Raw genomic sequence first — 26,468 nt, 5'->3', positions numbered from 1 at the left:
CAACTGTTCAGGTTGATGGTTCACCGGTGGGAAGGGACCGGGCCATGCCACGGCCTGTCCGAAAGGACGACCAGGATCCACTCGGTCTCCTTCCCACTTCAACCATACACCAGAACCAACACACAGGGATCCTCGGGTCGAGCCCGAGGATGACGGCATCACGAGGCCACCGCCAACCTTCTTCGCACTACCGCCGCAACTTTTCCTGGATTGCCCTCAGGCAGTCTGCAGGAACACCTCTTCCGGCGCCATCCCGACCAGCTCGGCAAAGCGGCCATGGTCGGTCGCCCCCTCCGAGTTGATGACGAGTACGCGCGCATGCGTATCGAGGCCGAGCGCCGCGCGCATATGCCTGTCGCCTGCGGCGCGGACCAGCCCGGCTAGGCCTGCCCCGCCGCTTTCGCCGGAGACGATCGCCGGATCGCTGCCCAAGGGCCGCGCCAGCCGCTTCATCACTGCGACCGCGTCCTCTTCATCTACCATCATGAAGGCATCGCCGACGCGCGCCAGCACGCGCCAGGCGACCAAAGATGGCTCGGCGCATTCGAGCATCGTCATCACGCTCGGCTGCTGATTTGCGATCGTTGCGGGACGTCCGGCCTCAGCCGAAGCGTAGACGCAAGCCGAGCGCCGCGGCTCGACCACCACGGCCGTCGGCCGCCGTTCGGCGAGCATGACCGCCATGTGGCCGGCGATCGCCGCCGCGAAGCCGCCGACGCCGGCTTGAAGGAAGACATGCGTTGGTGGCTCGGTCATGCGCCGCAGCGTCTCGCGCACGATCACCGTATAGCCTTGCATGACCAGCCCGGGGACGCGCTCGTAGCCCAGCCAGGACGTGTTGGAGATGATCTTCCAGCCGCGCTCGGCACCGACGCGGGCGACTTCGCGCACCGCACGGTCATAGCCGCCCTCGACCTCGACAATCTCGGCGCCGAAGCGGGCGATGGCCGCGACACGCTCGCGGCTTACGCCAGCATGGACGTAGATCACCGAACGCGCGCCGACGAGGTCGGCCCCCTGCGCCACCGAACGGCCATGGTTGCCATCGGTTGCGCAGCAGAATGTCATCTGAGCGGCGATGGCGCGCAGCTTGGGATCGTTGATCTCGTCGATATCGACATCGCGCCCGAAGCGCTTGCCCGCCTCCTCCAGCACCAGCCGCATGACGGCATAGGCGCCGCCCAGCGCCTTGAAGCTGCCAAGGCCAAGACGCTGGCCTTCATCCTTGACGTGAAGCGCCGCGATGCCGAGCTCGCCGGCCAACGCCGGCAAGGCGTGCAGCGGCGTCTCGGCATGGTTGTGGCGCGCTTTGAGGTAACGCTCGGCCCGCTCGCCTCCCGCGATGCCGAGCGACTCGGCATCGGCGGCAACCAACGGCTGGTTGTGTTCTGGACGTTGGTTGAGAAGCAGCATGCTAGTCTTCCTGCGAGGCACTGAACTCTGCTGGCGGGCGCGATTCGGGCACGATTTTGGACGCTTTAATTGGCTAGTGATTGAAGTTTGTTTCGATTGGATGTCGCCGGATGTTCGCGTCGGGACGACCCGATACGGCCAACATGACTATTTTTGGTGGTATTTCGCCCCGGCGGCACGCCCATCTGCGTTCCTCGTCGATGCGATCTAGAAGCCGGTCGGCGTTGATCGTCAGATTGCTCATGCCGGCAGCCTTGCGTTTGGGACTTCATCTGGCGCCATGCCGACGAGCTCGGCATAGCGGCCGGGATCCGTCGCGCCCTCGGAATTGATAATCAGCGCGCGGGAGTTCCCGTCTAGGCCGAGCGCCGCCCGCATTTTCTTGTCGCGAGCGGCGCGGATCAGCCCGGCGAGCCCTGCCCCGCCGCTCTCGCCGGAGACGATCGCCGGGTCATTGCCCGAAGGCCGCGCCATGCGGTTCATCACGGCGACTGCATCTTCCTCGTCCACGGTCATGAAGGCATCGCCGATCCGCGACAGAACGCGCCAGGCGACCAGCGACGGTTCGTAGCATTCGAGCATCGCCATGACGGTCGGCTTGCTGTGCGCGATCGTGACCGGATGTCCGGCTTTGGCCGTCTCATAGACGCAGGCCGCCCGCTTCGGCTCGACCACTGTCACGGTCGGCCGCGCTTCGCCGAGCGCAATGGTGAGATGGCCGGCCACCGCCGCGGCGAAGCCACCGACGCCGGCCTGCAGGAAGACGTGGGTGGGCGGCTCAGGCAAGCGCTTCAGCGCTTCACCCACGATCACGGTGTAGCCCTGCATGACCAGCCCCGGGATGCGTTCGTAGCCCGGCCAGGACGTGTCGGAGACGACGGTCCAGCCGCGCTCGGCGGCGACGCGGGCGGCTTCCCTGACCGACTGGTCGTAATCGCCGGCGACGCGCATCATCTCGGCGCCGAAGCGGGCGATGGCCGCCACGCGTTCGTTGCTGACGCCCGAGTGGACGAAGATGACCGAGCGCGCGCCGACAAGGCCGGCGCCCTGCGCCACCGAGCGTCCATGGTTGCCGTCGGTGGCGCAGGCGAAGGTCATCTGAGCGGCGATCGCCTTCACCTCAGGCTTGTGCAGGTCCTCGACCGCGACGGCGCGGCCGAGTTGCCTGCCTGCCTCCTCCAGCACCAGACGCATGACGGCATAGGCGCCGCCCAACGCCTTGAAGCTGCCGAGGCCGAGGCGCTTGCCCTCGTCCTTGACGTGCAGCGCGCCGATGCCGAGCTCGGCCGCCAGCGCCGGCAGGGCGTGCAGCGGCGTCTCGGCATGGTTGTCGCGCGCGGCAAGGAAGCGCTCGGCCTCCCCGGCGCCGGCGAGCCCAAGCGTCGCGGCGTCCTCCTCGGTCAGCGGCTGGCGATGGTCCGAGTGGCGATTGAGCAGGAACATGGTCGGCTTTCTCCGTCTTGATGACCGAAATTTATTGCAGGCCGAGTGAGAAAGGCGCTCTGTTTTGCCGGTAAAAATGCAAGTTTGTTTCGTTTGGAATACTGCCATGTCCCTTTCGCCCGACCTCGACGCCTTCGACCGCGCGATCCTCGCTATCCTGCAGAAGGACAACGCCACGGCGCAACGCGCCATCGGCGAAAAGGTGAACCTCTCGGCGCCGGCGGTGCAGCGGCGGATCAAGCGCATGGAGGAGACGGGTGTCATCCGCGCCAATGTCGCGCTGGTCGATCCGGCCAAGGTCGGCCACCCGATCACCATATTCGTCGAGGTCGAGGTGGAGAGCGAGCGCGCCGACCTGATCGACGCCGCCAAGCGCGGCTTTGCCGCGGTGCCCGAAGTGCAGCAATGCTACTACGTCACCGGCGAGGCCGATTTCATCCTCGTCGTTACCGTGGCGACGATGGCCGACTACGAGGCGCTGACCAGGCGGCTGTTCTTCGAGAACAACAACGTCAAAAGGTTTCGCACGTTCGTCGCGATGGACCGGGTGAAGGTGGGGCTGGAGGTGCCGGTTGGGTGAGGCTCCTAGCCCTCGTCCTTCTAGGGCGGAGCAGGAGCGAAGCGACGCGCGCAGACTCTAGAATCTATGCCGTTACTTCGACCCATTGCGACGATGCAGAACTCGATTAGCGGCGGCTGCTCCGGGACGCTATTCTTCCATCGCTGTATTCTTTGGCGGATATCACGGCATGCATCCTCGGGTCTACGCGTCCGCTTCGCTCCCGCTCCGCCCGTGGATGACGAAGTTGAGAGGCCCTGCAAAACTCACCCGTCCCGCGCTCGCCCCAGCCATCGCGCATACATTTCCCCCACAATCCCGCGGCGGAAGATCAGCACGCAGATCATGAAAATCAGGCCGGTGGCGATCGTCACCGGGAAGCCGGAGGTGGCCAGCGTATTCTCCAGGCCGACCACCAGGCCGGCGCCCACAACCGGGCCTACCATAGTGCCGATGCCGCCAAGCAGCGTCATCAGGATCACCTCACCCGACATCTGCCAGGTGACGTCGGTGAGTGTCGCGAACTGGAAGACGATCGCCTTGGTAGCGCCTGCAAGGCCGGCAAGCGCCGCCGACATGACGAAGGCGGCCAGCTTGTAGCGGCCGACAGAATAGCCGAGCGAAATGGCGCGATTCTCGTTCTCCCGGATCGAACGCAGGATCATGCCGAAAGGCGAGTTGACGATGCGCCAGACGGCGAAGACGCCGATCAGGAAGACGGCAAGCACGAAGAAATACATGTTCATGGTGACGCCGAGATCGACGACGCCGAAGAGATGCCCGCGCGGCACGCCCTGGATGCCGTCCTCGCCCTCGGTGAAGGGCGCCTGCACGCAGAAGAAATAGAACATCTGCGCCAACGCGAGCGTGATCATCGAGAAATAGATGCCCTGGCGGCGGATGGCGAGGAAGCCCATGATGAGGCCCATCAGCGCTGCACCCGCGGTGCCGAGCAGGATGGCGGGCTCCGGCGGCCAGCCCCAGGCCTTCACGGCGTAGGCGCAGAAATAGGCGGCACCGCCGAAGAAGGCGGCGTGGCCGAAGGACAACAGCCCCGTGTAGCCAAGCAAAAGGTTGAAGGCGCAGGCGAACAGCGCGAAGCACAGCATCTTCATGACGAAGATCGGATAGATGACGAAGGGCGCGGCGATCAGCGCCAGGATGCCCAGCACCACCAGCGCCCGTTCGAGCCTCACGGAGGCGGCGGCGCGTTCTGCGTGAAGGGTCGCCTCGCTCATCTTACGCGTCCCTTCCGAACAGGCCGGCGGGCCTGAGCAAAAGGACAATCGCCATGATGACGAAGACCACGAGGTTCGAGGCCTCGGGGTAGAAAACCTTGGTCAGGCCCTCGGCGAGGCCGAGCATATAGCCGGTGACGATGGCGCCGAGGATCGAGCCCATGCCGCCGACCACGACGACGGCGAAGACGACGATGATGATGTCCGAGCCCATCAGCGGGCTGACCTGGTAGACAGGAGCGGCGAGAATGCCTGCGAGCCCCGCAAGGGCCGCGCCCAGCCCGTAGGTGAGCGTCAGCAGAAGCGGCACGTTGACGCCGAAGGCCTGAACCAGTTCCGGGTTTTCGGTGGCGGCGCGCAGGTAGGAGCCGAGCCTGGTCTTCTCGATCAGGAGCCAGGTCCCGATGCAGACGATCAGCGAAGCCGCCACCACCCAGCCGCGATAGTTGGGCAGGAACATGAAGCCGAGATTGGTGCCGCCGGCAAGCAGCGTCGGCACGGCATAGGGATTGCCGGAGACGCCGTAATAATAGCGGAACACGCCCTCGATGACCAAAGCGAGGCCGAAGGTGAAGAGCAGGCCGTAGAGCGGATCGAGGCGGTAGAGATGCGACAGGGCCAGGCGCTCGACCGCCATGCCGAACAGGCCGACGATAAGCGGCACCAGAACCAGCGCCGGCCAATAGCCGATGCCCAAATGCACCAGCAGCAGATAGCCAATGAAAGCGCCCAGCATATAGAGCGCGCCATGGGCGAAATTGATGATGCGCAAAAGGCCGAAGATGACGGCGAGACCGAGGCTCAGCATGGCATAGAAAGAGCCATTGATCAGACCGACGAGGAGCTGACCGAGAAGCGCCTGGATGGGGATGCCGAAGATCATGGTCATGGCGCCATCATACCCCCAGTACCTCGTGCAGCTTGTCGGTGTGCGCGGACAGCTGGCCGACGGCAAAACCTTCCACCACCTTGCCATGGTCCATCAGGTAGAAGCGGTCGGCGATGCGGGCGGCGAAGCGGAAATTCTGCTCGACCAGAAGGATGGTCATGCCGCGTTTCTTCAGCGTCGCCAGCAATTCGCCGATGCGCTGGACAATGACCGGCGCCAGGCCTTCGGTCGGCTCGTCGAGCAGCAGCATCTCAACGCCGGTGCGCAGGATGCGAGCGATGGCCAGCATCTGTTGTTCGCCGCCGGACAGTTTCGTGCCCTGGCTGTTGCGGCGCTCCTTGAGGTTGGGGAAGAGGGCGAAGATTTCTTCCACGCTCATGCCGCCCTTGGCCACGACCGGCGGCAGGATGAGGTTCTCGTCGACGGTGAGGGTCGCGAAGATGCCGCGCTCCTCCGGCACGAAGCCGATGCCCTGATGGGCGACGCGGTGCAGCGGCAGGCGGATAAGGTCGTTGCCGTTGAAGGTGACGGAGCCGGTGCGCTTGCGGATCAGCCCCATGATGGCGCGCAATGTGGTGGTCTTGCCGACGCCGTTGCGGCCAAGCAGCGTCACGGTCTCACCGCGCATCACATCGAGGTCGACGCCTTGTAGCGCATGGCCCTCGCCGTACCAGGCGTGGAGATCGCGCACGGCAAGCAACGGCTCACTCATGTTCGGTCCCCATATAGGCGACGCGCACGCGCTCGTCCTGGCTGACGGTGGCGTAGTCGCCGGCCGCCAACACCTGGCCGCGCTGCATGACGGTGATCCAATCGCAGAGATCGGCGACGACGGTGAGGTTGTGCTCGACCATCAGTACGGCGCGGTCCTTGGCCAGCGAGCGGATGATGCCCGAGATCATGCCGACATCCTCATGCCCCATGCCGGCCATCGGCTCGTCGAGCAGAAGCACTTTCGGATCGAGCGCCAATGTGGTCGCGATCTCCAGCACGCGCTTCCTGCCATAGGAGAGATCGCCGGCGAGACGATGCGCCACGTCGTCAAGGCCGACGATGGCTAGCAATTCGCGCGCCCTGGGCGTGAGCTGGTCCAGCGCCGAGACCGGGCGCCAGAACTGGTAGCCGAGCCCGCTTGGACGCTGCAGCGCCACGCGCACATTGTCGAGCACGGAGAGGTGCGGAAAGATCGCCGATATCTGGAAGGAGCGCACGAGGCCCATGCGCGCCACTTTGGCCGGCGGCGTGCGGGTGATGTCGGAGCCGAGCAGTTCGATCCTGCCGCTGGTCGGCTGCAGGAACTTGGTCAGCAGGTTGAAAACGGTCGTCTTGCCGGCGCCGTTCGGGCCGATCAGCGCATGGATCTTGGCGTGATGGACGTCGAGGTCGACATCCTTCACCGCGACGAAGCCGGCGAAGTCGCGCCGCAGACCGCGGGCGGAAAGCACCACCCGCGGCGTCTCTTCCGTGCTGCCCCGACGGACAGCAGTGGCGGTGTCGAGCGTCACTTGGCGACGAGCGGGCAGCCGCTGTCCTCGGCCTTCATGAAGGCCTTGTCGCCCGGAATAGTCGCCAGATAGGTGTAATAGTCCCAGTCCTTCTTCGACTCTTCCGGCTTCTTGACTTGGTAGAGATACATATCGTGCACCATCGAGCCGTCGGCCTGCACCTTGCCGTTGGCGGTGAAGACGTCGTTGACCGGCATCTCATGCAGCTCCTTGGCCACCGCCTCGGTCCCGTCGGTGCCGGCCTTGTCGATGGCCTTGAGATACTGCGTCACCGCCGAATAGGTGCCGGCCTGGATCATGTTCGGCATGCGGTTGGTGAGCTTGAAGAAGCGCTGGGCGAATTCACGACTCTTGTCGTCGCGGTCCCAGTAGAAGCCTTCGGTCAGCACCACGCCCTGCGCCGCCTGAAGGCCCAGCCCATGCACTTCAGCGAGGGTGAAGAGAAGTGCCGCCAGCCGCTGGCCGCCGGCGACGATGCCGAACTCCGCTGCCTGCTTGATCGAGTTCGAGGTATCGAGGCCGGCATTGGCGAGCCCGACGATCTTGGCGCCGGAGGACTGCGCCTGGAGCAGGAAGGAGGAATAGTCGGTGGAGCCGAGCGGATAGCGCACTTCGCCCAGCACCTTGCCGCCGCTCGCCTCAACCAGCTTGGCGGTCTGGTCCTTCAGCGAATAGCCGAAGGCATAGTCGACGGTGATGAAATACCAGCTGTCGCCGCCCTGCTTGACCAGCTGGCCGCCGGTGCCGACCGCTTGGGAGTGCGTGTCATAGGCCCAGTGGAAGCCGTAGGGCGAGCACTGCTTACCGGTGAGGTCGGTAGCGGCCGCGCCGGTGACGATGTCGATCTTCTTCTTTTCCTTGGAAAGCCCCTGGACGGCCAAAGCCACGGAGGATGTCGTAAGCTCCATGATCGCGTCGACCTGCTCGGTGTCGTACCACTGGCGCGCGATGTTGGAGGCAATGTCGGGCTTGTTCTGATGGTCGGCGCTGACGATCTCGATCGGCGCGCCCTGCACCTTGCCGCCGAAGTCCTCGACCGCCATCTTGGCGGCCTCGACCGACCACTTGCCGCCGAAATCGGCATAGACGCCCGACTGGTCGTTGAGGATGCCGATCTTGACCTTGCCGTCGGAGATTTCGCCGGCCGCCGCCGGCATTGCGGATGCCGCAAGAAGCGCGGCCGAGACGAGACAGGATGCTTTCACTGGTGGTTCCTCCCTGGTGGCCAACCACGGGAAACGCGGCGGCCTCGCAATGGTTCAACAGTTCCGTCCGGATTTTGGATCGGGGCCCGATCCCGCTCTGCCGCTCCTCCTCTTGCGGGCCTTCTGGTTTGCGGGCTGGGCCGCGGCGTGCCTTGGGTGCACGTGCGCGAGCCTAGCACCACCTTTCGCGAGCCGAGAATGCTATTTTCGTAGCATGGCAGATGGATGGATCGAGAGGCGGCCACGCGGTGGTGAGACGCCCGGGAGGGTCAAGCGCGAGCGGCGGCCTTTTTATCCTTTTTGTTGCCCTGATCGGCCAAGTGGTAAGGGACGATCAGGACCTCTGCAGGGATATGCCACTCACGATTGAGCTTGAAAGCCATGTCCATCGTCAGCGCCCGCTTGCGGGCTAGAATCTCAGATGCGCGCGACGCTGATCCGAGCAGCTTTACCAGCGCGTGCCTGCTGAGATTGGCCATCTCCATATGAGCAGTGATCGCGTCCACCGGGTCGGTTTCCGCGATAGGGTAGTGTTTTGCCTCGTATGCTTCGATAAGCTCAGCAAGAACATCGAAACGGTCAGCGTCAGGCGTGCCGGGAACGGGCTCCTTGTCAAAATAGCGAGTGATCTCCGCAATCGCCCAATCGTAATCGGCTTCAGTCTTAATCGGTCGGATGTTGTCCATCACACCTTCTCCGCGTCTATCTTGTCGTACTCGGCGTGGGTGCCGACGAATTTGATGAGCACCCGCTTGAACGTGTAGCTGACATGCACAATCAGCCGGTACTTATTGCCCGCAATGTCGAACACCACACGGTTATCGGCTACGAAATCGACGTTTGCGCCGAACTGTTCCTTGATATCAGCCGGTCCCTTCCACTCGACCTTGCTCGAAGCATTGAACCAGGCCGTCAGCGGCACTTTGGATTGCGGGTGCTTCGTCCAGAAGGTGACGAGCGTTTTCCTGCTGACGATCTGCATGCACCCATATAGCCATTTCCCAAACTGGGAACAAGAGGAATTTACCCAAATTGGGAAATATCCATCTCGTCGGCTCACCAGGATAGCGGCTTGCCGTCACGAAAAAAGCCGCCGGTCGGACCGTCGTCGGGCAAGGTCGCGGCCCAGACGATGCCGGCGGCGCCTTGCGCGACGGGACGGCCGCCTGGGCCGCCCATGTCGGTCGCGACCCAACCGGGACAGATCGAATTGACCAGGACGCCTGCACCGCGCAGCTCAGCCGCCAGGATGCCGGTCAGCGCGTTGAGTGTCGCCTTGCTGGTCGAATAGGCAGGCGCGCCGGCACCCATCGAAGCGAGCGAGCCGCCTTCCGACGAGACGTTGACCAACCGGCCGTGGCCGGAAGCGCCAAGCAGCGGCGCGAAGGCGGCAGCGACACGCCAGGCGCCGAAGACATTGGTCTCGAAGGCCTCGCGGATGACCGTCCAGTCGGGATGGAGCGCCCGCGCCGAAGGATCGTAATGGATGGCGGCGTTGTTGACCAAAACGTCGAGCCGGCCGAACCGGCTCTTGACCTCGGCCGCGGCGCGCGCGGCTGCTTCGGGCGCGCCGACATCCAGCGCGATGGCTTCGACGGCGCCGCCAAGCTTCCTTGCCGCCGCCTCGCCCTTGGCAAGGTCACGCACGCCGATGAGCACCGTGAAGCCGAGTCCCGCAAGCTGGCGCGCCGTCTCCAGGCCGATGCCGCGATTGCCGCCGGTGACGAGCGCCACCTGGCCGGAATGATCTGTGTTGGTGGTCATTGCTCCTGCTCCTGTTCAGTATGTCGGCAGCAAGATGACATCGATCGGACCGAATGATTAGGGCGCGGAATTCGCACGCATCGTGCGATTGGGCTCATGAAAGGCCTGCCCCAGCCGGATGCGCGGCCGCCTTAATCGCAAGCGGTGCTTGATCGCCAGTTGACCGTTGCGGCCCGCGCTTACGAAGCGGCCATCCCATTCCGCAATGGGAAAGCGCCAGACACAATCGGGAAACAAGATTCAACAGGCGGGAAAAACTCGCGAAAAGAGCCGGTGTCATAACGGTACCCGGAGCAGCCGACCACTACGGCGCGCGACAACAGACATTGATCCTAACCAAGGAATGCCGATTATGAAAAAGACCCTTCTTTCCGCACTCGGCCTCGCCGTCGCTCTCGCTTTCGCGGTGCCCGCCGCCAACGCCCAGACCACCACCACGACGACCGCCGCTCCGGCGACGAGCACCACTGCTCCCGCCGCGACCACGGCTGCCCCGGCCGCTAACGAGACGGCGAAGGCCGGCGCCAATGGCCCGCACAAGAAGCTCAGGAAGCATCATCGCCGCCATCACGGCCGCAAGCATCATATGCGGAAGCACACCCGGCACCACATGAGGAAGCATCACGCGCGCAAGCACCATGTGAAGAAGCATGTTGCGAAGAAGGCCGCATGAGGCCTGACGCGTTTCGACCTTCATGACCGGATGATCCGGGACCGCTTGCCAAGGGTTCAGGATCATAGCTTCCCGAAAACGCCGCCCTCCTTTCCGGGCGGCGTTTTTGTTTGCGGTCTTAGTCGGGCAAACCGGCAACCATTTTGGGATCGCGCCTTACTTCTTCTGCGGGTGGATCGTCTCGCCGCGCTTCAGCATCGCCACCAGATCGGCGATCTTCTTCTTGCGCCCTGCCTCGGTCTTCATGTTGTGGGTCCGGAAGGCGAGCGCGAAGCGGTTCTGCGCCGAAAGCTTGTCCAGCATCGCTTTCGCCTTCGGCTCGGCATCGATCGCGGCCTGCAGGTCGGGCGGGATGGTCATCTCCTTCGATCCGCCATAGGCGCGGTCCCAGCGACCGTCGGCCTTGGCCGCCTCGACCTGATCGAGGCCATGCTTCGTCATGCGGCCCGCCTCGATCAGGCGCGCCACATTGTCAATGTTGATCTTGCTCCAGATGCTCTTTTTGCCGCGCGGGGTGTAACGCTGCAGAAAACTCTTCTCGTCGAGCGACTTGCGCACCGCGTCGATCCAGCCGAAGCAAAGCACGACGTCGATCGCCTCCTTCGGCGTGATCGATGGCAGCCCCGAACCGACCTTGTGGATCTTGATCCAGACTTCGCTTTCGCTGGCATGATTGTCGGCCAGCCACGCATAGAAGCTCTCCGCATCGGGGAACTCGCGCACCTTGTTCGGATCGACCTGGATCGGGGCCATAATCACCTCTTGTTCATCGTATATCAATGTGGACGATTTCGCGGCGGTTGTAGCGACCGCTGGTGCCAGTTTCTGTCAGCAGGCGGTACATGCCATCGGAGTTTCCGATGGCGCCATCGATTTCTTCCGTTTACGCTTCGCGCCAGGGTCTGCCACACCTCCTCCATGCAAAGGAAAGGCATGGACATGGAGAAGCAAAGAATCCTGGTCGTCGGCGGCAGCTCGGGCATGGGGCTCGCGCTCGCCAGCCGATGCCTCGAGGAAGGCGCGCACGTCATCATCGCTGGGCGTGGGCAAGCGAAGCTGAGCGCGGCGCGGGAAGAGCTCGGCCGCGGGGACACGCTCGAGACGGCTGTGGTCGACATCGGCCGCGAGGATGAGGTCGCAGCGCTTTTCGAGCGCATCAGCAGGCTCGACCATATCGTCAGCACGGCGGCCGACATCGAAGGCGCCTACCGGCTGTTGCCCGAGATCAAGCTTTCAGCCGCACAAAAGGTGGTGGAAAGCAAGTTCTACGGACCGTTGCTTCTCGCCAAGCATGGCGCGCCAAAACTGCCGCCGAGCGGCTCCCTCACCTTCGTCTCGGGCATTGCCGCCTACCGGCCGGCGGCACGCGGCGCGGTCGTTGCCGCCGTCAATGCGGCGCTGGAAGGGCTTGTGCGTGCGCTGGCCGTCGAGTTGGCGCCGATCCGGGTCAACGCCGTCTCGCCGGGTTGGGTCGACACGCCGATCTGGGAGTTCGTCGCGGGCGACAGGAAGGCGCAGACCCTGGCCGCCATGGCGGAGCGCCTGCCCGCTGGGCGGGTCGGACGGCCGGAGGACATTGCGGACGCAATCCGCTTCCTGATCGGCAACGGCTTCACGACGGGAGAGACGATACATGTGGAGGGCGGGCACCGGCTGGTGTGATCGGCGTGAAGCCCTCTCTTATAGCGGTGAGCAGAGCCTTCAGCGCCGGCGGCTGGACGCGGCGGCGGCGCCAGATCATAACGATGTTGGACGAGCGGGGCGAGCCGGGCCAGGCAAGCTCGGCCACCTCGCCGCGATCGATCGCGGCGGCGACCGCCAGCCGCGGCACGAGGCCAAAACCGGCGCCTGCCGCCACCAGCCCGGCGATGGCGTCGATGCTGCCGGCCTCGGCGGCCAGTCTTGGCCTGCCCAACCCTGCCTCGGCGAATGCCTTGTCGACCATGGCGCGGTAGACGCAGCCGGTCTCGGTGGCAACGAACTGCTTCTCGGCCAGCGCCGCCAGATCGACATCCGCGCGGTTGTCGCGGGGCGGCGCGATCAGCGCCAGCGGCTCGGCCGCCACAACGCGTCTGGCAAAGCGGTCCGGCACACCGGCATCTTCAAGCTCGGGGGGCCGCTCAAAGCAGAAAGCGACGTCGACCTCGCCGTCGCCCAGCCGGCGCAGCAACTCGCCGCTGCCAGCGATCCGGAGCTTGATGTCGATGCCGGGATGATCGGCGCGAAAACCAGCGAGCCATGGCGCCAGTCTTGCCGCAGCGATCGTCTCCAGCGCGCCGATCGACAGGCTGCCGGCCGCCTCGGCGCTGGTGGCATCAATGGCGGCGCGGGCCTCGTCGGCAAGCGCCAGCAAGTCCTCGGCATAAGGTTTCAGCGCCTCGCCCGCCGGCGTCAGGGTGAGCCCCTGTCGCGATCGGGTGAAGAGGCTGGCGCCAAGCTCGGTTTCCAGCGCTTGGATCTGGTCGCTGACGCTCGACTGCGCGAGATTGACCTCGCGCGCCGCGCGCGTGACGTTGCGAGTGCGCGCGACCGCCAGGAAGGTGTTCAGCAGCCTGGGATGCATCGGCGCTTCAGGGCTACTGCAGTTGCGGCTTCTTCAGGAAGGAATTGCGGTCGGCCGATTTGACGCGCAGCCAAGTCTCGCGGCCGTCGCGGACGACGCGCAGCGGGATTTCCGAGCCGGCCGGGTTCTGCCAGAGTTTTCTGTAGAAATCGGCAAGACCGTCGACCTCGCCGTCGCGCACGTCGGAGATGATGTCGCCTTGACGCAGACCAGCCTTTGCCGCGGGGCCGCCTTCGGCCACGCTCATCACCACCACCATGCCGTTCGACTCGGCCGAGAAGGCGCCGAGCCACGGGCGCGGCGCCTTCGCCGCCTGGCCGCGCTTGACGAGATCGTCGAGGATCGGCGTCAAGAGATCGATCGGCACGACCATGTTGATGTCGGCCACCTCGCCGGCCCGGCTCATCTGCAGGCGCAGCGAGCCGACGCCGAGCAGCTTGCCGTCGTGGTCGAACAGCGCGGCACCGCCCCAGGAGGGATGCGCGGGCGCCGTGAAGATCGCTTCGTCGATCAGGTATTCCCAATAGCCGGCGAATTCCTGCTTGGTGACGATGTGGGCGTCGACCTGCTGGCCGATGCCGTCGGCCAACGTCACGGCATCGCCGATATTGGCCTTCCTGGCGCTGCCGAACTGGACCGCCGGCAGGCCGAGCGGCGCCAGCGCCTGGACGAGGCCGAAGCCGGTCTCCTGGTCATAGGCCAGCGCATGTGCCGCGACCACGCGGCCGTCCTGGTCGGTCAGCCACACTTCCTCGGCCTCGGTGATGAGATAGCCGATGGTGAGCACAAGCCCATTGTCGCGGATCACCACGCCGCTGCCCTCGCGGCGCGTACCAAGCGCATTGGCGGTGAAGGCGTCGTCCGGCACCATGGCGCGCACGGCAACGACGGAGCGCGAAATTTTCTCGATGGTCATCGATCCATCCTGCATTGCGGGTCTTTGCCTATAAGTATGGCCGAAGGAGCGCCGTGCAAGGGCGGATTTCCCCCTTGCCGGGCTGGCACAAGCGCTAGTTCAACGAAGATTGAACTTTTTTCTTTGACGCGCGCGGAACCGCACCTAAGTCTATCGCCATCAGCAGGCGTCACAGCCCTCCGAAACCAAAAGGCCTCCGCATATGGACGAATATATCCCGCCGAAAGTCTGGACCTGGAACAAGCCAAATGGCGGCGAGTTCGCTTCGATCAACCGGCCGATCGCAGGCCCGACGCATGAGAAAGAACTGCCGGTCGGCAAGCACCCGCTGCAGCTCTACTCGCTGGCCACGCCCAACGGCCAGAAGGTGACGATCATGCTGGAGGAGCTTCTGGCGCTCGGTCACAAGGGGGCGGAATACGATGCCTGGCTGATCAAGATCGGTGACGGCGACCAGTTCGGCAGCGGATTCGTCAAGGTCAATCCGAATTCGAAAATCCCGGCGCTGATGGACTATAGCGAGCCGAAGCCGGTGCGCGTGTTCGAGTCCGGCTCGATTCTCACCTATCTTGCCGAGAAATTCGGCGAATTCCTGCCGACCGAGCGCGCGGCGCGCGCGGAAACCTTCTCATGGCTGTTCTGGCAGATGGGCTCGGCGCCCTATCTCGGCGGCGGCTTCGGGCATTTCTATGCCTATGCGCCGCACAAGATCGAATATGCGATCGACCGCTTCGCCATGGAGACCAAGCGGCAGATGGATGTGCTCGACCGCAGGCTGGCGGAGAGCGAATATCTCGCCGGCCCCGACTATACGATCGCCGACATTGCGGTTTGGCCCTGGTATGGCGGGCTCGCCAAGGGCCGCAGCTACACCAACTCGGCGGAGTTCCTCTCGGTGCACGAATACAAGAACGTGCAGCGCTGGGCAGACGCGATCGACGCTAGGCCCGCTGTGACCCGCGGGCGCATGGTCAACCGTATGTCCGGTGATCCGGCCTTCCAACTGCGCGAGCGCCACGATGCCAGCGACTTCGAGACGAAGACGCAAGATAAGCTGCAGGCAGCGGAGTGAGGTAATCTCCCTCCCTGTGCGGGAGATGGCTGTCGCCAGCCCGCTACCTCCCATATGTGTACGTCACGGTCGCTTGGCCGAGCGCAGAGCTTTTGGCGGCGACCGAGATCATCTCCGGCAAGGGGTTGGCCGGTATGCGCAATGTCTTTTCACCCAGTGCATAGAGCGTGAACACATAGTGATGGTTGCCGCTGCCGGGCGGGGGGCACGGGCCGAAATAGCCGGCGCGGCCGATGCCGCCTTTGCCCTGCTCGGAGCCTTTGGGCATGCGCTTGCCACTTTGCGCGCCGGCGCCTTCGCGCAGTCCCTTGGCGCTCGCCGGGATGTTCCAGACCAGCCAGTGCCAGAAACCCTTGCCGCCATTGGCATCGGTGTCGAACATGGTCAAAGCGTAGCTTTTCGTTCCGGCCGGCGGATCCTTCCAGGCAAGCGCGATCGAGACGTTCTGTCCGCCGCAGCCGGGCTTGTCGCCGAGATATTTCGCATCCCATTTGCCGTTCGACACGGAGGGGCTGGAGATCTCGAAGGCGGACGCCTGGGTGGCGAAGGCGACGAGGGCAAGCATGGTGAAGCCGAGGCGCAAGGTCATCTGATCCTCCCTGAATGACGCAGCGTAGCCGCAAAGCGGCCCGAAAAAGGCAAGCTAGCGCGGCGGCCTGCCTGAGCAACAAAAAAAGCCCCGCCGGTGGAGGCCGTCGGGGCTCTTTCGTTCGGACCATGGAGGTGGGACCCCACGATCGGTCGATCCAGGGGGTGTTGGATCGGTCGCGACACTAGCTGAGGAATCGGCCGCGCGGACAATCACGCCTGCGCACTACCAATCACGCCTGCGCGAGTGGACGGTGACAGCGGCTGCTGATCTCCCCTCTTGAGGGGAGATGGCCGGCAGGCCAGAGGGGTCGTCTCACATAGAGCGCCAACCTCCTCACCTTTGCGGAAAGGCGTCGGCGCTCGATGCGCGGCGACCCCCTCTGTCGCGTCCGGCGACATCTCCCCCTCAAGGGGAGATTAACCCTGCAGCAGCTTTGCCAGTCTCGGCACGCCTTCGTTCACCGCACGGTCGTCGGCAAGCGTGAACGACATGCGCAGCGTGTTGCGGCCGGTGCCGTCGGCGTAGAAGGCGTTGCCCGGCACGAAGGCGACGCGCGCCTCCTTGACCGAACGCGCGAGGAGCCCGGTGGCGTCCGTGCCTTCCGGCAGCGTCAGCCAGACGAACATGCCGCCGTCCGGGCGGCTCCAGGAAATGCCGTCGGGCATGTCGGCTTCGAGCGCGGAAAGCAGCGCATCGCGGCGCTTGCGGTACGCACCGATCAGCTTGTCCACCTGGGCGTCGAAGATGGTTTCGGCAACGCGGTGCATGACCATCTGGTTGATCGAGGGGCTGTGCAGGTCGGAGGCCTGCTTCATCAGCACCAGTTTCTCCACCACATGGCGCGGCGCGCAGATCCAGCCGACGCGCATGCCGGGCGACAGGATCTTCGAGAAAGACCCGCAATAGAGCGTGCGTGCACGATCGATGCCGCCGGCGCGGGCGCAGTCGAGCGCCAGGATCGGCGGTTCGCCCTCGCCGTCATAGCGCAGCGCGCGGTAGGCGGCATCCTCGATGACGGCGATGTCGAGCTCGCCGGCGAGGTCGAGCACCGCCTCGCGCTGCTTGGCATCCAGCGTATTGCCGGTCGGGTTGGCGAAATCCGGCACCAGATAGGCGAACTTCACCTTGCCGCCATTTGCCGCCGTTGCCGCGCGATAAGCCTCGGGCGTCATGTTGCCGCCGGCGGTGTTCAGCCGGTCGTAGCGCGGCTCATAGGCGTTGAAGGCCTGCAGCGCGCCGAGATAGGTCGGCCATGTCACCAGCGCAGTGTCGCCGGGGGACAAAAAGAGCTTGCCGAGATAGTCGAGCGCCTGCTGCGAGCCGGAGGTGATGAAGATGTTGCCCTCGTCGCATTGAACGCCAAGCTTGCCCATATAGGCGGCCAGCCATTTGCGCAGCGGCAGGAAACCCTCGCTGACCTGGTACTGCAGCGCGGCGCCCGCCTCCTTGCCGCCCAGCACGGCCTGGTAGGCATCGCCGATGGCTTCGGCCGGAAACAGCGACGGGTCGGGAATGCCGCCGGCGAAGGAGATGATGTCGGGCTGGTCGAGCAGCTTCAACAGCTCGCGGATTTCCGAAGCCTTCATGCGCGAGGAACGCGAGGCCAGAAGGTTCAACAGGGTCAAGACGCACCTCCCGCAGCGTGCTTCTATTTAGGTCAGCTTAGTTGACCTATTATCAGGCCTGGCCTTTCGCGTGAATACACAAAACGGTCATGGCTCATCGTCCAGGCAACATTTGGCCCACAGATTTTCGCAAATGCTAATGAAAAGCCATTGCACGCTCGGCAAGGCCAGCGCACGATTATGACCAGAAACTGGAAGTTGATAGAAAATCAATCCGGAGCAAATGGGGGAACGCGTATGACGCTCGAGGTCATCGGGGCCGGCTTTGGCCGCACCGGCACGTGGTCGACTTTCGCCGCGCTGAACAGGCTCGGCTTTCCGAGCTACCACATGCAGGAAGTCATCATCAACAAGGCCAACAAGGGCCATCTCGACTTCTGGCGCAAGGTGGCGAACAGCCCGCCCGGCGCGCAGCATGACTGGAACCGGGTCTTCGCCAATTATCGGGCGACCGTCGACAATCCGGGCTGCTGCGTATGGCGCGAGCTGATGGCCGCCTATCCGGAAGCCAAGGTGCTTCTGACCCTGCATCCGCGCGGCGCCGAAGCCTGGTACGACAGCACCATCGACACGATCTACTTCACCGAGAATGTCTGGCAGTTCAGGGTGCTGGAATGGCTGACGCCGTTCGGCCGCAAGTTCGGCGACATGTCGCGCAAGCTGGTCTGGGGCCGAACGCTGAAGGGCGTGATGAACGACCGCGACAAAGCGGTGGCGCGCTACAACGCCTATGTCGACGAGGTGAAGGCGGCGGTGCCGCCTGAGAAGCTGCTTGTCTTCAAGGTCAGCGACGGCTGGCCGCCGCTCTGCAATTTCCTTGGCGTCGCGATGCCCAACGAACCGTTCCCCAACCTCAACGACCGCGCCAGCATCAAAAAGATCATCAACGGGATGATCATGGGGTCCTATCTGATGCTTGCCGGTGTCGCGGTGCTGATCGCGCTGGCGGCTGGCGGCTTGTGGTGGTGGCTGGGGTAGCGGACGGTATCCATTAAGCCACCACGACCGCCGATGCCGCGTCTTCGGCGCCACGCGATTAGAACGGCAGGCGGATTTCGTCGGGCTCGGCCCGCTCGGGCCAGCCGATGTCCTTCTGGATCTCTGCCGGCAGTTCGTAGAGCTCGCGCGTCGTCCTCCGGCGCTTGCTGGCCTGCGCGAAGGGGGGCACGGATCCTGTTAAGACTTTTGATCATGAGAGCCTCCATACATCTATCAGCGGCGGAAAACCGGCGCCGCCTCTTCCCGGCGTCGCTTTTGCGATGCGTCTGTAACCAGTCGATAGCGCGCGAACGGTGAAATGCTTCACGAAGCCGAAGCGGCTTGAAACATATGCATGCAAATTAGTTTGCGGGATCGGCCACGCAGGCTGCGCGAAAATTGGGAGCTTGCGTGGCCTGCAATGTCAGACGCTTGGGCTTGTCGCCTGATGGGTTGATTCATCTCCCCGAGAGGACCTTGAGGGGAGATGGCCGCGGAGCGGCCAGAGGGGTCGTCTCACATTGGGCGTCGACCTATAGCGGCCATGAAAGCCTCGCGCTCCACGCCCGCCATATACCGTTTTCGCGGAAGTTTCAGCCGGCTGCAAATGTGCCATGGTGACGTCTGCGGTACGAGGCCGCCGTGGTCGACGCGGACGCCCAAGCACATCCCCAACAATGCGCCCCCAACGGCCGCGTCGACCATGAACGGAAATGGCAATGGCGACCTTGCCCTAGGTCACCGTTTTTCGACCGGCCCGGCTTTTAGTCAGCCTTGGATGCCGGCGTATTCGGCGACCAGCGGCTCATATTCCTCGAAGGACGGCAGCGCTTCGTAGCTGTGCACGGCCGCCGTCGCCGCCCAGGGCAACTTCTCAGATGTCCAGGTCTCGATGAAGGGCGCAAACCAGGTATGGTCGTCGAGCATGGTCGGGCGCAGGTTGACGAACCAGTCAATCCCCTCCGGCCGCGTGAACATCCAGGTCATGCAGTAGCCGCAGAAATAGTGCTTCGACGCGCCGTGCAGGCCGCCGACCACCGGTTCGCCTTTTGTGATCTCGAACCCCTCCGAGGGGATCGCCGCGCTCAGCGAATAGGCGCTGGACGACATCGACTGGCAGCCGGTGCAGTGACAGGCCATGGTGAGCAAAGGTTTTGCCGAGATCTTCAGCCGCACGCGGCCGCAGCGGCAGCCTCCTTCAGCGGGCAGAGTGAGGGTGGGCAAGATCGGCTCCTTGGGTTGGATCGTTGGATCGAGACTTTACCGACAAATGTCGGCGGGACAGAGGGGGGGCGAAGGAACGCGGCCTTTCAGTTATTGCCCCCAACCAGCTCCGCCGTGGTCGTCATCCGCACGCCCTGCCCCGCGAAGGCCTCGTTGTGGCGGGCGATGATGTCGGGCGCCTTCTCCTCCAGTGAATCCAGCGTCGAATGCGCGTCGGAGACCAGGGTGACGCCAAGGCCTTCGGCGAAGGCTCCCTTCACGGTGGCGGCGACGCAGAAATCGGTCTGGGCGCCGATGAGCACGACGTCCTTCGCGCCCTGCCCCGCTATCCATGCTGCTAGGTCAGGGTTGGAGAAGGCGTTGCCGACATTCTTGCCGAAAGTCGGCTCGTCGTCGGCCTGGCCGAGCAGCGGCCAGACCGGCCAGCCGGAAGCGCCCGGCGCCAGCGGATCGCCGGGCGGTCCGTCATGGCGGATGAAGGCCACCTTGCGGCCGGTGCACCGCGCCCAATCAATCAGCCTGCGGGCGCGTTCGGCGATCGTGTCGGCGTCGTGGATCGGCGGATCGAAACGGCCATCGAACATGCCCGTCTGCAGGTCGATGACAATCAGCGGCGCGGCGGCGGAGGGAGAGGTGTCCGGCATGGCGCGAAGATAGCGTGGGCGGGAGGTGGGTCAAGGGCAAGTACAACTCACAAGCGACGCACAAACAATCATCAGTTGCAATATGAGCGTGATGCAACTATCGTTACCAATCAATGGGAGCGAAGATGATGGAACAACACACCGTGTTCCTGATCGGGGCAGGCACACAGGGTGATGACGAGCAGGCTGTCTTTACGCTGCATGATGCGAGGACAAAATGCCGACTCATCTGCAGTTATCAGGACAAGGTTATCGAGGCCGAAGAGGACGACTATTTCGAAGCGCTGTTCCAGATTCGCCTGCGCCTTGAATTGGATGGACTGCTGCCTTTCTGTTACGGCGCCAGCGGGAGAGTCTACCCGGAAGGAACAGTGATCGAGATGAGCCGCGGACTAATTGCCTGCAAAGTAAAGATGGGGCAGCCGCCGAAAGAGACCGATCTGGTCAACATCTTTGCCGACGGCCTCGATGTGGTGCCTGTCTTTCCACGAATGCAACAGGAATGCTGGGACGCCTGGCTCGCTTCATTGCCTTCCTGACGAGAAGCATCGATACGCCAACCCACGGGATTTTGCGTATGACTGCCACTGATCCTGATTGGCCTTTTGACGATCCGCCAAATGTGGCCGTCATTACGATTCATCAGATAATCAGGGGCGAGCACATTGTAGATTACGTTACTCACGACGACGATGATGGCGCTTGGCAGTTCCTGAACCGAGCTGTCGATTTCAAGATGGCCGATGCCATGCTCATCGGGCTGTCTGAGATGGTGAAATTCGATAGCTCGCTCCGCGAACTCTGGGACCTTCCTTATGGCTGGTGCGCATGGCGGGAAGGCAAGGGCCAACCGTGGCACCGCGCGCGGAAAGAGCCCGAGGAGGAATGATGGCTTGCAGGCATCAGGCCCAGAGTTCGTCATCGTAGGGCGGAGCAAGAGGCGATCGTCACGCCGGAACGCGGTGTGCGCGGCGGGCGCTGTGTTCGACATCATCGCGCTGGCGGCCGATCTGGCGGGCGGACCGGAGTAGTCGCCAACCGTTTCCGACGCTCCTCGGATCGGCCATGCATTATGGATTCGCGCGGGTGGCGGCGACCAGCTTGCCGCGCACTGCCGAAGGCCGGCGCAAATTCTGGCAGTAGGCGCTGATGCGCTTCATCTCGGTGCCCTCGCTGCCGCCCAGGGCGCGGGTCCAGCGGCCTCGTGAGTTGACTCTGTCAGATCGGCCGCAGCCTGTTACCCGATCCCGCCGGTGATTGTGAAGGTTCCCTTGCAGGAACCGTCGGGCAGGCGCGCGATGGCCGTGACGATCGAACCATAGGAACCGCGCCAGATGCTATGGAAGCCTTGATGGGTCGCGGCCGGTACGATCACGCGACCGGTGAATCGGTTACCGTTGCCTTGCATGGAAACCGGCTCGCCGTTGACGTGGACTTTCACTACCGCCGCGTCGGCGGTCCTCAGCGCGATCGCGATCTCATCGGTGTCGCCGGCGCGGGTCGTCTCAGCCGTGAGCGCCAGCGTGAGCGGGGGATCGCCAACACGACTCGCCGCGCCCCTGCCCTCGAACACATCATCGGCCAGCGCCGGCGTGCGCGGCGGAACGGTGCGGCGCCTTGTAGAGCGCTCGTACTCGCCGGCGATCGTCAGCAATGCCACGTCCTCATAAGCCTTGCCAGCGAAGGTGAGGCCGACGGGCATGCCGATATCGGCCATGGTGCCCATCGGCACCGTCACCGTCGGGATGCCGAGATGCCGCCAGACCAGATTGCCGTTGGCGACCCAGGTGCCGTTTCGCCAGGCAAGCCGGGCGGAAGCCTCGTTGATGTCGGCATCGGCCGGGCCGACGTCGGCGACCGCCGGCAGCACCACGGCGTCGAGCCGGTTGGCATCGAGCCAGTCTTCGAAGTCGGCGCGGCGCGTTGCTTCCAGGCCTTTCAGGCCCGCCTCGATGGTGGGAATGTCCGCGAGCGGCGCCACCCCGCGCTTCGCTCGCTCGACATACTGCGCCAGATCGAAATCGGCATCGCCATAGCGATCGCGCAACGTGCCCGGCGGCTGCGGGAAGATCTTTGCGCCGTCGACCGAGGCGAGATCGGGAATCGCCGGATCGGCGTTGGCGCGCAGGAAATCGTCCCAGGACCAGATGGACAGGTCCCAGATCTCGCGTTCGGCGAATTCCGGCGGCACAAGGCCGCGGTCGACCATCGACAGCGCGCCCGGACGGTCGCGTTCGTAGTTGGAGACGACAGGGAAATCGACCTCAACCACCTCGGCGCCGAGCGTTTCCAAATCGCGCGCCGCCTGCCGCCAGAGCTCAAGTACCGAGGCGCGCGTCTCGATCGGGCGGTCGGCGCCTTCGTCCTTGCCGATATACATTCTGGGCACACCGAGCCGCTTGCCCTTGAGTGAGCCTTGCAGAGGAAGCGCAGCATAGCTCGCCGGCCTGAGCTCGGATGCCTTCGGGATATTCACCCAAGGCTGCACGCGCCAGAAATCGCCGCGCGTCTCGTTGTCGTCGGCGACGATCACATCGAGCAGCTCCAGCATGTCGGGGATGCTGCGCGTATGCGGCACGACTACATCCATGGTCGGCACCAAAGGCCAATTGCCGCGCACCGAGATCACGCCGCGCGAGGGCGTGTAGGCGACCAGCGCGTTGTTGGAAGCGGGCGCCCGGCCGGACGACCAGGTTTCTTCGCCCAGCCCGAAAGCCGCGAAGCTGGCGGCCGTCGCCGTGCCCGAGCCGTTGGACGAGCCGGAGGCGAAGGCGGCGGTGAGGAAATCCTTGTTATACGGGCTTTCGGCGCGACCATAGACGCCGCGCTGCATGCCGCCATTGGCCATCGGCGGCATGTTGGTAAGGCCGATCAGCACCGCGCCGGCCGCGCGTAGCCGGGCGATGGTGAAAGCGTCTTCCGTAGCGACGAGATGCTCGAAGGCCGGCGAGCCGGCGGCAACCGTCAGGCCCGTCGCCTTGTAGCTATCCTTGGCGGTGTAGGGGATGCCGTCGAGCGATCCGAGCGTCTTGCCCTCGCGCCGGCGCCGGTCGGACGCTTCGGCCTCTTCGAACATCTTCGGGTTGAGGATGGGCACAGCGTTGAGCGCGATGCCGTGGCGGTCGTAATGGGCGATGCGCCGCAGATACGCAGCGACAAGCTCGACGCTGGTGACGGTGCCGTTTTCCAGCGCGCGGCGCAGATCGGCGATCGAGGCTTCGACGAGGTGGAGCATGATGGGGATCGAATTTCCTTACAGAAGCTGCGTTCCGTCACACCCCCCTCTGCCCTGCCGGGCATCTCCCCCACAAGGGGGGAGATTGGCCGGCGCGACGGCTTTCGCCAATCGCTGACGCTGCAGAGAGGGCGCCGTCGCAGGAACTGCCGATCGCCCCCCTTGCGGGGGGAGATGGCCGGCAGGCCAGAGGGGGTGCTATCCCGCCGACCCGTCAGGTAATCCAAAGGCTCTATTCATTTTTCCGACGAATGCCCGCCTCCCGCCGTCGTGCTCTACGCTCAACCCACCAATCATTCTGCCAATTCTCATAGCCGAGAAGTGAGCCCTCCATCCGTTCGAGGGCTTCGTTCCAGCCGGTCTTGGCGGAGACTTTCGATGCCAGCAGATATGCGTCTATTCGCCATTCCTCGCCGGGGAGTGCGAAGAAGGCGCGCCGCCATTTTTCGAACTTTGGGAAGCGAGCGCGCTCGGCCTCGGTGAAGGGCGTGTCGATTATGCGGCGCACCAACCGACCCGAGCGGACGAACGGGTCGAAGCGGGCCAGCGTTTCCGTCAGCCACTCCACCGGATAGGTGTCTTGGAACACCGCCAGAGGCTTGCGACCTTCCAGCATCAGCGGCAGCTCGAAATTCGTGTGAACGAGATACGGTGTTTCGCGGATCGGATGCCAGGATTCGATGCGATTGAGCCTCGGGTCAAGCTCGCGAGGTGGGATGCAGATCGCGCCCAGCCTTTGAATATCTCCCAGGTCCAATTCCCATGAGCCTGATAGCTGTGTGCTGCTGCAACCCAGAACCGCGCCAAGCTCTTTCAGGTCCAAGACGCAGATTCGAGCCTCAGCGACAGCCGAACCGGTCGCAGGATCGATCTCCTGCAAGACAAAATAAGTGGGTTCGGCAGTGTTGCTCATGCGGCAACGATGGCTGCTCGGACAATCCTTGTACAGATCTTCTTCGGATGGTCTGGCGGGACAGCACCCCTCTGCCCTGCCGTCCTTCGTAGCAGCTGCGCTGCAGCTTCGGCGGGTGAAACGGGCATCTCCCGCACAAGGGAGGAGAGTGGCTGTCACGCGGGCCTTCGCCAATCGCCTAGCTATTCCGGCGCCCCGGCAAACAGCACCGTGCCGTCCCCGCCCGCCGCCGGCCAGTCGCGGATGGTGCGGTCGATGCCGCCGGTCAATAGCGTGCCGTCGGCGGCGAAGGCAACCGAATACATAGGGCCAGTGCCGGGGTCGAATTCGGCGATCTCAGCGCCGGTGTCCACGTTCCAGATCCTGGCAGTGCCATCCAGCGAGACGGAGCCGAGACGCTTGCCGTCGGCCGACAAGGCGAGCGCATAGACCGTGCCGGAATGGCCGTCGAAGCGGCGGACCTCCTTGAAGGTGTCGAGGTCCCAGAGCTTGATCGTGTAGTCGCCGCTGCCGGTCACCGCGTGATGGCCATCGGCCAGGAAGACCGCGCCATAGGCGCCGCGGTCGTGGCCGTGCCAGCTGCGCAGCTGCTTGCCCGCAACGATATCCCAGAGCTTCAGCTCACCGTCGATGCTGCCCGTGAGCGCCCTGGTGCCGTCGGGCGAGATGGCGACAGAGCTCACCGACCAGTCGTGGCCCGGCAGCACATGCAAGACCGCCCCCTTCTCCAGGTCCCAGACAACCACGGAACCGGTGTCGTGACCGCTGACGGCGCGCTTGCCGTCCTGGCTGATCTTCAACTGCCTGACGCCGCCGTTCGCCCCTGAGGAGAAGACGTGCAGCACGGTGCCGTCGGATAGCTGGCGCAGCACGATTTCGCCGTCGTCGCCGGCGGTGAGCGCGGTCCTGCCGTCGGGCATGAAAAGCGCGGTGCGCGCCATATCCTTGTGCTGACCAAGATCGCGGATCAGCCGCTTGCCGTCGATGTCCCAGAGCTTGATCATGCGGTCGGTGCTGGCGCTCAAGATCTCGTGGCCGTCGGCCGACACCGCCAGCCAGACGACCGCGTCGCGGTGGCCTTCCAGCGCGGTCGGCTGGGCCGGAGGTGCCGGTGGAGGCGGCGCCTCCGTCTGCGGCGGCGTTGCGGGCGCGAGTGCCGTCTGCTCGGTTGGCTCGACCGGCTCTGCCGGTTGGGCAGGCTGCGGCGCTGACTCGGCCGGCGCGGCGGCTGTCGGTGCCGGCTGGACAGGAGCCGCAACCGGCTCGGGCAGCGCGGGCTTTGCGGCCTCTTCCTGTGCGGATGCAGGCGCGGCTGGCTCGATGCTCGCCTCGGGCGTGGTTGGTTTTGCGCTCGCCTTCGGCTCGGGCGGCCGAGGCGCCGGGTCCGCCGGCGCGGTGGCGACCTCCTTCGCCGGTTCGCTGCCCGGCGCCCGCCACGGACCAAACTGGTCGGCGACGATCACGATCAGGGCCAGAAGCGGCAAAGCGAGTGCTGCGCGGCGCAACCGCGGATGGCCGGCCGGCGCGATCCCGGCGTCGCGACCGAACAAAGGGGCGGCCGGATCGTGCCTGGCGGCGCCCGGCAGCAGGCCGGCGAGGAAAAGCAGCCCGGCAAGGACCGACAGCACGCCGGCCGCGCCGAAGACTTCCAGGCGCGCCGTCGCCGCCGGCCCACCGCCCAGCGCCGGATAGAGCTTGGCGAAAGAGGCAATGCCGACGATCAGCATCGCCAGCGCCAGCAGCCTGTCGGTCGATCTCTTCATCTGTTTCCCCCGCGCCTCGCGGCCTCAACCCCTTACAATCCGATGGCGGCAGGCGGCCCGGCATCTTAGCCGAGCCCACTGCAAGGCTAAGTGCAAGACATCACACAGCTTCATCGGCGATATCTTGGCATCCGGCTCCAACCGGCGCGGCGACCATTATTGGGCGATGTTGTATCGGTAGAACGGTATCCCCAAAACAGAAAAGCCTGCTCCACGCCGGTCATTGACAGAAATTGCTTATGTGAGATTATCCA

General features: G+C 64.5%; 28 protein-coding genes. 7 read left to right on the top strand and 21 right to left on the bottom strand.

All coding sequences use genetic code 11. The features are described 5' to 3' along the window. Positions 1 to 216 precede the first annotated feature (216 nt). Positions 217 to 1,413: a diaminopropionate ammonia-lyase gene (locus O7A05_RS28335; protein ID WP_337096389.1), complete on the bottom strand. Its 1,197-nt coding sequence runs from the start codon at positions 1,411 to 1,413 to the stop codon at positions 217 to 219. Between the two features lie 240 nt (positions 1,414 to 1,653). Continuing rightward, positions 1,654 to 2,856 (bottom strand): diaminopropionate ammonia-lyase, encoded by a 1,203-nt coding sequence (locus tag O7A05_RS28330; protein ID WP_337096388.1) that lies wholly within the window; start codon positions 2,854 to 2,856, stop codon positions 1,654 to 1,656. A 106-nt stretch (positions 2,857 to 2,962) separates the two neighbouring features. Here O7A05_RS28330 and O7A05_RS28325 point away from each other — a divergent pair, with 106 nt between their 5' ends. Continuing rightward, positions 2,963 to 3,436: an Lrp/AsnC family transcriptional regulator gene (locus O7A05_RS28325; RefSeq protein ID WP_337096387.1), complete on the top strand. Its 474-nt coding sequence runs from the start codon at positions 2,963 to 2,965 to the stop codon at positions 3,434 to 3,436. Positions 3,437 to 3,681: 245 nt separating this feature from the next. Here O7A05_RS28325 and O7A05_RS28320 read toward each other — a convergent pair whose 3' ends face one another. From O7A05_RS28320 to O7A05_RS28285, 8 genes are all read right to left on the bottom strand, one after another. Then, positions 3,682 to 4,653, bottom strand: a complete 972-nt coding sequence (locus tag O7A05_RS28320; RefSeq protein ID WP_337096386.1) for a branched-chain amino acid ABC transporter permease — start codon at positions 4,651 to 4,653, stop codon at positions 3,682 to 3,684. A gap of 1 nt (position 4,654) precedes the next feature. Further along, positions 4,655 to 5,542 carry a branched-chain amino acid ABC transporter permease gene (locus tag O7A05_RS28315; protein WP_337096384.1) on the bottom strand — a complete coding sequence of 296 codons (888 nt, stop codon included), beginning with the start codon at positions 5,540 to 5,542 and terminating at the stop codon, positions 4,655 to 4,657. 7 nt (positions 5,543 to 5,549) lie between these two features. Further along, positions 5,550 to 6,254 (bottom strand): ABC transporter ATP-binding protein, encoded by a 705-nt coding sequence (locus O7A05_RS28310; RefSeq protein ID WP_337096383.1) that lies wholly within the window; start codon positions 6,252 to 6,254, stop codon positions 5,550 to 5,552. After that, complete coding sequence (locus tag O7A05_RS28305) at positions 6,247 to 7,047, bottom strand: ABC transporter ATP-binding protein (RefSeq protein ID WP_337096382.1); 801 nt, start codon at positions 7,045 to 7,047, stop codon at positions 6,247 to 6,249. The genes O7A05_RS28310 and O7A05_RS28305 overlap by 8 nt, the downstream gene beginning before the upstream one ends. After that, the gene (locus O7A05_RS28300) at positions 7,044 to 8,252 is read right to left on the bottom strand and encodes an ABC transporter substrate-binding protein (RefSeq protein WP_337096381.1); all 1,209 of its coding nucleotides are present in this window, start codon (positions 8,250 to 8,252) and stop codon (positions 7,044 to 7,046) included. The genes O7A05_RS28305 and O7A05_RS28300 overlap by 4 nt, the downstream gene beginning before the upstream one ends. Before the next feature lie 269 nt (positions 8,253 to 8,521). Next, positions 8,522 to 8,938 (bottom strand): helix-turn-helix domain-containing protein, encoded by a 417-nt coding sequence (locus O7A05_RS28295; RefSeq protein ID WP_337096379.1) that lies wholly within the window; start codon positions 8,936 to 8,938, stop codon positions 8,522 to 8,524. Next, positions 8,938 to 9,234: a type II toxin-antitoxin system HigB family toxin gene (locus tag O7A05_RS28290; protein WP_337096378.1), complete on the bottom strand. Its 297-nt coding sequence runs from the start codon at positions 9,232 to 9,234 to the stop codon at positions 8,938 to 8,940. The genes O7A05_RS28295 and O7A05_RS28290 overlap by 1 nt, the downstream gene beginning before the upstream one ends. Before the next feature lie 74 nt (positions 9,235 to 9,308). Next, positions 9,309 to 10,016, bottom strand: coding sequence for an SDR family NAD(P)-dependent oxidoreductase (locus tag O7A05_RS28285; protein ID WP_337096376.1), 708 nt, complete (start codon positions 10,014 to 10,016; stop codon positions 9,309 to 9,311). A 352-nt stretch (positions 10,017 to 10,368) separates the two neighbouring features. Between O7A05_RS28285 and O7A05_RS28280 the strand changes: the two genes are divergently transcribed. After that, on the top strand, positions 10,369 to 10,689 hold the full coding sequence (locus O7A05_RS28280) for a hypothetical protein (protein ID WP_337096374.1): 321 nt from the start codon (positions 10,369 to 10,371) through the stop codon (positions 10,687 to 10,689). 156 nt (positions 10,690 to 10,845) lie between these two features. Here the strand turns inward: O7A05_RS28280 and O7A05_RS28275 are convergent, their stop codons facing one another. After that, positions 10,846 to 11,442, bottom strand: a complete 597-nt coding sequence (locus O7A05_RS28275) for a YdeI/OmpD-associated family protein (RefSeq protein WP_337096373.1) — start codon at positions 11,440 to 11,442, stop codon at positions 10,846 to 10,848. 180 nt (positions 11,443 to 11,622) lie between these two features. On the opposite strand from O7A05_RS28275, the gene O7A05_RS28270 reads away from it, so the two are divergent. Next, positions 11,623 to 12,351 (top strand): SDR family oxidoreductase, encoded by a 729-nt coding sequence (locus O7A05_RS28270; RefSeq protein WP_337096372.1) that lies wholly within the window; start codon positions 11,623 to 11,625, stop codon positions 12,349 to 12,351. Here O7A05_RS28270 and O7A05_RS28265 read toward each other — a convergent pair. After that, complete coding sequence (locus O7A05_RS28265) at positions 12,302 to 13,252, bottom strand: LysR family transcriptional regulator (RefSeq protein WP_337096371.1); 951 nt, start codon at positions 13,250 to 13,252, stop codon at positions 12,302 to 12,304. The two genes, O7A05_RS28270 and O7A05_RS28265, sit on opposite strands and share 50 nt — an antisense overlap. Positions 13,253 to 13,265: 13 nt before the next feature. Then, on the bottom strand, positions 13,266 to 14,168 hold the full coding sequence (locus O7A05_RS28260; RefSeq protein WP_337096370.1) for a S1C family serine protease: 903 nt from the start codon (positions 14,166 to 14,168) through the stop codon (positions 13,266 to 13,268). 202 nt (positions 14,169 to 14,370) lie between these two features. Between O7A05_RS28260 and yghU the strand changes: the two genes are divergently transcribed. Further along, positions 14,371 to 15,240 (top strand): glutathione-dependent disulfide-bond oxidoreductase, encoded by an 870-nt coding sequence (gene yghU / locus O7A05_RS28255; RefSeq protein ID WP_337096369.1) that lies wholly within the window; start codon positions 14,371 to 14,373, stop codon positions 15,238 to 15,240. Between the two features lie 43 nt (positions 15,241 to 15,283). On the opposite strand, the gene O7A05_RS28250 is transcribed toward yghU, so the two are convergent. Then, positions 15,284 to 15,829: a YbhB/YbcL family Raf kinase inhibitor-like protein gene (locus tag O7A05_RS28250; RefSeq protein WP_337096367.1), complete on the bottom strand. Its 546-nt coding sequence runs from the start codon at positions 15,827 to 15,829 to the stop codon at positions 15,284 to 15,286. Between the two features lie 419 nt (positions 15,830 to 16,248). Beyond that, positions 16,249 to 17,418, bottom strand: coding sequence for an aminotransferase-like domain-containing protein (locus O7A05_RS28245; RefSeq protein ID WP_337096391.1), 1,170 nt, complete (start codon positions 17,416 to 17,418; stop codon positions 16,249 to 16,251). Positions 17,419 to 17,694: 276 nt separating this feature from the next. On the opposite strand from O7A05_RS28245, the gene O7A05_RS28240 reads away from it, so the two are divergent. Next, the gene (locus tag O7A05_RS28240) at positions 17,695 to 18,435 is read left to right on the top strand and encodes a sulfotransferase family protein (RefSeq protein ID WP_337096366.1); all 741 of its coding nucleotides are present in this window, start codon (positions 17,695 to 17,697) and stop codon (positions 18,433 to 18,435) included. A 58-nt stretch (positions 18,436 to 18,493) separates the two neighbouring features. On the opposite strand, the gene O7A05_RS28235 is transcribed toward O7A05_RS28240, so the two are convergent. The 3 genes from O7A05_RS28235 to O7A05_RS28225 form a co-directional block, all read right to left on the bottom strand. Continuing rightward, on the bottom strand, positions 18,494 to 18,625 hold the full coding sequence (locus O7A05_RS28235) for a DUF1127 domain-containing protein (RefSeq protein WP_337096365.1): 132 nt from the start codon (positions 18,623 to 18,625) through the stop codon (positions 18,494 to 18,496). Positions 18,626 to 19,203: 578 nt separating this feature from the next. Beyond that, entirely contained in the window at positions 19,204 to 19,659 is a 456-nt protein-coding gene (locus O7A05_RS28230; protein WP_337096364.1) for a GFA family protein, read from the bottom strand. Positions 19,660 to 19,745: 86 nt separating this feature from the next. Then, positions 19,746 to 20,303 carry an isochorismatase family protein gene (locus O7A05_RS28225; protein WP_337096362.1) on the bottom strand — a complete coding sequence of 186 codons (558 nt, stop codon included), beginning with the start codon at positions 20,301 to 20,303 and terminating at the stop codon, positions 19,746 to 19,748. 128 nt (positions 20,304 to 20,431) lie between these two features. On the opposite strand from O7A05_RS28225, the gene O7A05_RS28220 reads away from it, so the two are divergent. After that, positions 20,432 to 20,842 (top strand): hypothetical protein, encoded by a 411-nt coding sequence (locus tag O7A05_RS28220; RefSeq protein ID WP_337096360.1) that lies wholly within the window; start codon positions 20,432 to 20,434, stop codon positions 20,840 to 20,842. Next, on the top strand, positions 20,806 to 21,192 hold the full coding sequence (locus tag O7A05_RS28215; protein ID WP_337096392.1) for a hypothetical protein: 387 nt from the start codon (positions 20,806 to 20,808) through the stop codon (positions 21,190 to 21,192). Before O7A05_RS28220 ends, O7A05_RS28215 begins: the two co-directional genes overlap by 37 nt. Before the next feature lie 348 nt (positions 21,193 to 21,540). On the opposite strand, the gene O7A05_RS28210 is transcribed toward O7A05_RS28215, so the two are convergent. The 3 genes from O7A05_RS28210 to O7A05_RS28200 all read right to left on the bottom strand — a co-directional run bounded on the left by O7A05_RS28210 (position 21,541) and on the right by O7A05_RS28200 (position 26,214). Continuing rightward, the gene (locus O7A05_RS28210) at positions 21,541 to 23,538 is read right to left on the bottom strand and encodes an amidase (RefSeq protein ID WP_337096358.1); all 1,998 of its coding nucleotides are present in this window, start codon (positions 23,536 to 23,538) and stop codon (positions 21,541 to 21,543) included. A gap of 232 nt (positions 23,539 to 23,770) precedes the next feature. Beyond that, a complete protein-coding gene (locus tag O7A05_RS28205) occupies positions 23,771 to 24,451 on the bottom strand; it encodes a hypothetical protein (protein WP_337096357.1) in 681 nt (226 codons plus the stop codon). 182 nt (positions 24,452 to 24,633) lie between these two features. Next, a complete protein-coding gene (locus O7A05_RS28200; protein WP_337096356.1) occupies positions 24,634 to 26,214 on the bottom strand; it encodes a WD40 repeat domain-containing protein in 1,581 nt (526 codons plus the stop codon). Between the last annotated feature and the right edge of the window lie 254 nt (positions 26,215 to 26,468).

Origin of the sequence: Mesorhizobium argentiipisi (SeqCode), from assembly GCF_037179585.1 — a bacterium.
Lineage (GTDB): Bacteria > Pseudomonadota > Alphaproteobacteria > Rhizobiales > Rhizobiaceae > Mesorhizobium > Mesorhizobium argentiipisi.
This window is presented reverse-complemented; position numbering and strand designations above follow the sequence as displayed.